5 protein-coding genes are annotated in these 4,969 nt (G+C 64.1%); 1 reads left to right on the top strand and 4 read right to left on the bottom strand.

Translation table 11 applies throughout. The features are described 5' to 3' along the window. The 4 genes from NDI87_RS16550 to NDI87_RS16535 all read right to left on the bottom strand — a co-directional run. Positions 1-1,626: nitrite/sulfite reductase (locus NDI87_RS16550; RefSeq protein ID WP_296276671.1), on the bottom strand; the 1,626-nt coding region annotated here is incomplete at its 3' end. Between the two features lie 83 nt (positions 1,627-1,709). Then, on the bottom strand, positions 1,710-2,501 hold the full coding sequence (locus NDI87_RS16545) for a sulfite exporter TauE/SafE family protein (protein WP_296276670.1): 792 nt from the start codon (positions 2,499-2,501) through the stop codon (positions 1,710-1,712). Positions 2,502-2,724: 223 nt separating this feature from the next. Next, complete coding sequence (locus tag NDI87_RS16540; protein WP_296276669.1) at positions 2,725-3,330, bottom strand: chromate transporter; 606 nt, start codon at positions 3,328-3,330, stop codon at positions 2,725-2,727. After that, positions 3,327-3,935, bottom strand: a complete 609-nt coding sequence (locus tag NDI87_RS16535) for a chromate transporter (protein ID WP_296276667.1) — start codon at positions 3,933-3,935, stop codon at positions 3,327-3,329. The genes NDI87_RS16540 and NDI87_RS16535 overlap by 4 nt, the downstream gene beginning before the upstream one ends. A 164-nt stretch (positions 3,936-4,099) precedes the next feature. Here NDI87_RS16535 and NDI87_RS16530 point away from each other — a divergent pair. After that, on the top strand, positions 4,100-4,969 hold an 870-nt coding region (locus tag NDI87_RS16530; RefSeq protein ID WP_296276665.1), incomplete at its 3' end, for an AAA family ATPase.

Raw genomic sequence — 4,969 nt, 5'->3', positions numbered from 1 at the left:
TTTGCCGGCCACGGGCGGGCCGCTCAAAGTGCTGCCGTCGGAGCCGCCCAGCGAGATCTGGTACCACTCGCGGCCGTCCTTGTCCACGCCCAGGATGCCGATGTGGCCGGTGTGGTGGTGGCCGCAGGAGTTCATGCAGCCGCTGATGTGCAGGTCAACGGCGCCCAGGTCGAACAGTTCGTCGAGGTCCTGGTAACGCTCGGTGATGGCTTGCGCCAGCGGAATGGAGCGGGCATTGGCCAGCGCGCACAGGTCGCCGCCGGGGCAGGTGATCATGTCGGTGAGCAGGCCAATGTTGGCTTTGGCCACGCCCAGGGCACGTGCCGCCTGCCACAGGGCGGGCAGGTCGGAAGCAGCAACCCAGGGCAGCAGCAGGTTTTGTTCGTGCGTGACGCGCACTTCGCCGGCGCTGAAGCGGTCGGCCAGGTCGGCGGCGGCGTCGAGCTGTTCTGCCGTGGCATCACCGGGCGCAAAACCAAGGCGCTTGAAGGACAGCGTGACCGCGCGCAGCGCCGGGTTTTTGTGCGCGCGCACGTTTTGGCTGAGCCAGCGCTGGTATTCGGATGAATCGGTTACGCATGAAGACATGGATTGCCGCGCTTCGCTCGCAATGACGGAAGCTTCGTCATCGCGAGGCCGCAGGCCGTGGCGATCCATGGCTTCCGGTGGCTGGAAATGGGCCGCGACCCGGTCCAGCTCGGCTTGCGGTATGGCGTGTGCCGCGCCATCGTGCGCCAGTATCTGCGCGTACTCTGCGTCCACTTCGTCGATGAAGTGCTGGCCTTCGGCTTTCACCAGGATCTTGATGCGCGCCTTGTACAGGTTGTCGCGCCGGCCAAAGCGGTTGTAAACGCGCACCACGGCTTCGAGGTAGTTCAGGATCTGGTTCCAGGGCAGGAACTCGCGCAACACGCTGCCAATCATCGGGGTGCGGCCCATGCCGCCGCCGACCAGCACCTTGAAACCGATCTCGCCGGCAGCATTGCGCACCAGGTGCAGGCCCACGTCATGCCAGGCGACGGCGGCGCGGTCTTCAGCGGCGCCGTTGATGGCGATCTTGAATTTGCGCGGCAGGAAGGCAAACTCCGGGTGCAGCGTGCTCCACTGGCGCATGATTTCGGCATAGGGCCGCGGGTCGATGACCTCGTCGGGGGCGATGCCGGCCAGCGCGTCGCTGGTGATGTTGCGGATGCAGTTGCCGCTGGTCTGGATGCCGTGCATGTCGACCGTGGCCAGCAGGTCCATGACATCGGCGCTCTTGTCGAGCGGGATCCAGTTGAACTGCACGTTTTGACGGGTGGTGAAGTGGCCATAACCCACCGGCAGATGCGGTGTGCCGAGCTCGGCCTGAGTATCACTGGCGTGCTGGTAGACCGCTTCGCTGGGCTGGTCGTATTGGCGCGCAATCTGCGCCAGTGCCCGCAATTGCCGGCTGGCCAGCTCGCCATAAGGCACAGCCACGCGCAGCATGGGCGCGTAGCGCTGGATGTACCAGCCGTTTTGCAGTCGCAGCGGGCGAAATTCGTCGTCGCTGAGTTCACCCTTCAGGTTGCGCTCCAGCTGGTCGCGATGCTGGGCCGCTCGTTGGCGAATGAATTGACGGTCAAAATCAGTGTATTGGTACATGGTTCTTGAATACTAAAGCGAAAGTGGGGCCGGTAAATTTGAGCCGGGGATTATCCGGCACGCTGAAATGGGAACAGAAAGAATCAGAGCGCGATCAATTTGGTGCCGGCATAGGCCAGTAGCACGGACAACAATGAGCGGATCACGCGCTCGGGCACGCGGGTCATGAAGTGCGAGCCGAGCCAGATGCCGGGCAGCGAGCCCGCCAGCAGCAGGCTCAGCATCGACCAGTCCACCGAACCCAGGGAGGCATGGCCGGCACCCGCCACCAGTGTTAATGGCACGGCGTAGGCAATGTCGGCGGCCACGATGCGTGGCAGCGGCAGCATGGGGTAGAGCAGCATCAGCGCGGTGACGCCAATGGCACCGGCGCCCACCGAGGTGAGCGACACCAGGGTGCCGATCAGGGCGCCCAGCAACAGCGGCAGGCTCCAGTGGCGCGGCGTGGTGGCTTGCGCCTCCTGGCCGGCGGCGATGCGTGTCGGGGCAGCCTTGCCGCGCATGGCCTTGTACAGGGTGGCGGCAGCCGTGAGCAGCAGGGCCACACCCAGGGTTGATGTCATCAGATGTTGAATGGCCGCATCAGCCGGACCGATGGTTTTGAGAGCCCACAGCGTGATGAGTGCCGCCGGAATGCTGCCCGCGCTCAGGTGCAGCACCACGCGCCAGGGCACCAGGCCGGAGCGCGCCATTTTGACCGTGCCACCCATTTTGGTGAAGGCCGCAAACAGCAGGTCGGTGCCGACCGCCATATAGGGTTTGACGCCGAACACAAAGATCAGGATAGGCGTCATCAGCGAGCCGCCGCCGACCCCGGTCAAGCCGACCACGACCCCGACAAAAAACCCGGCAAAAATGAAAGCGATGTCATACATGGGGGTGGACTTTACGGGTCAACCCATATATTTCAAACTACATTTTGATGATTACCATATATTAAAAAAAGAATATAACAGCTGTTTCGTCATTGCGAGCGTAGCGCGGCAATCCAGGACCCCCCGGTTCCCGTCATTGCGAGCGTAGCGCGGCAATCCATGAACCCGGACATCCTGGATTGCCACGTCACTGCGTTCCTCGCAATGACGGGGTTTTTTCACGTCAAACCCAGCCCAGGGCGCCAAGCAGCGCGCCGGCGCCGAGCAGCCACAACAAATGCAGCCGGGTGCGCCAGACCAGCACGGCCACCACGGCGGTCAGCAGCCACAGCGGCCAATGCGCGAGGTCGGCACCATGGGCGGCCGTGAGGATCCAGCCGGTGGCGATCAACAAGGCCACCACCACCGGGGCCATGCCTTGTTTGAAAGCGCGCACGGCGCGCAGCTCGCGGTTTTGATGGCCCCAGCGCGAGGCCACGAATGTCAGCGTGGTGCTGGGCAGCAAAATACCCAGCATGGCCAGCAGCACGCCCAGCAAGGCGCTGCCCCAGCCGACCCAGCCGGCAGCCAGGCCACCGCCCGCGTTCAGCCCCACATGCCAGCCCATCAGGGCGACAAACAGCACGTTGGGGCCGGGCGCGGCCTGGGCGATGGCAATCGAGGCGTTGAATTGCCCGTCGCTGAGCCACTGGTTCTGATCCACCAGCGTGCGGTGCATGTCGGGCACGGTGGTGATGGCGCCACCCACAGCCAGCAGCGACAGCGACAAAAAATGCGTCAACAGGGCCAGCCAGTCGGCGGCACCCAGGGTGATCAGGGTGGGGCTCATGACGCCGCCTGTGCCAGGCGCCCGAGCTGGCGGTAAGCCCACAGCGCAGCCAGGCCGCCCAGGCCCAGCAGCACCCAGATCAGCGGCAGCTTGAGCAGCGCAATGGCGACAAAAGTGGCCGCTGCCAGCGCCCAGCAGACCGGAGTGCCGAGGGCATTGTGCTTCAGGGCTGAAAGCAGCTTGAGGCCGGTGGCGGCAATCATGCCCGCCGCAACGGCACCCATGCCGCGCAGCGCCCCCTGTACCGCCACCGACTCGGAGACACCTGAAAACAGCGCCGCCAGAATCAGCACGATGACCAGCGGAAAGGCCAGCATGCCCGCCAGCGCCACCATGCCGCCGCGCACGCCGAAATAGCGGTCGCCAATCATCAGCGACAGGTTCACCACGTTGGGGCCGGGCAACACCTGGGCCACCGCCCAGTCTTCGACAAACTGGGCCTGCGTGAGCCACCGCTTTTTGTCCACCAGTTCGCGCTGGGCAATGGCCACCACGCCGCCAAAACCCTGCAGTGCCAAACCGGTAAAAGCCCAGAACAGCGCAGTCAGGGAACTGGGCCGCGCCATCGGCGCATGTGCAAGCGGGGGAGGGTGTGTTTCGACCATGCGGCAATTATCGGTGTGGTGCGCAGACCTTCGAGGCAACGGAGTCTGCGCACCGGATAGCCGGGCTGGCGGTTTTGCCACAAGTTATCATGGCGGTTCGTTGTACGCTGACCCCGGCTGCTTGTCGGGCGGCTTCCTGTTCCTAGTCGTTTTTACAACTTCCTGTGCGTCTCAATTCCATCAAGTTATCAGGCTTCAAGTCGTTTGCCGAGCCGACCAATTTTTTGCTGCCCGGGCAACTGGTGGGGGTGGTCGGGCCGAACGGCTGCGGCAAATCCAACATCATGGACGCGGTGCGCTGGGTGCTGGGCGAGAGCAAGGCTTCGGAGTTGCGCGGCGAGTCGATGCAGGACGTGATTTTCAACGGCACCACCACGCGCAAGCCGGCCAGCCGCGCCAGCGTGGAGCTGGTGTTTGACAACGACGACCACCGCGCCGGCGGTCAGTGGAACCAGTTTGGCGAAATCGCCGTCAAACGGGTGCTCACGCGCGACGGCAACAGCAGTTATCTGATCAACAACCAGGTGGTGCGCCGGCGCGACGTGCAGGATGTGTTTCTGGGCACCGGGCTGGGGCCGCGCGCCTACGCCATCATCGGTCAGGGCACCATCAGCCGCATCATCGAGAGCAAGCCCGAAGAGCTGCGTCTGTTCCTGGAAGAGGCGGCGGGTGTCTCAAAATACAAGGAACGGCGCCGCGAGACCGAGAACCGCCTGGGCGACACGCGGGAAAACCTGACCCGCGTCGAAGACATCCTGCGCGAGCTCAATAGCAACCTCGACAAGCTGGAAAAACAGGCTGAAGTCGCGCAAAAATTCAACACCCTGACAGCTGCCGGCACGCTCAAACAGCACCAGCTCTGGTTCCTGAAGCGCAGCGAATCAAAGGCCGAGCAGGACCGGATTCAGGCAGACGGACTGGCCGCCGTGAATGCGCTGGAGGCCCGCATGGCGGACCTGCGCCACATCGAGGCCGAGCTGGAAACCGTGCGCCAGGCCCATTACGCCGCCGGCGACCAGGTCAACCAGGCGCAG

This window comes from Rhodoferax sp., from assembly GCF_023701345.1.
Classification (GTDB): Bacteria; Pseudomonadota; Gammaproteobacteria; order Burkholderiales; family Burkholderiaceae_C; genus Rhodoferax.
Note: the sequence above shows the minus strand (reverse complement) of the source record. Positions and strands in the feature narration are given on the sequence as shown.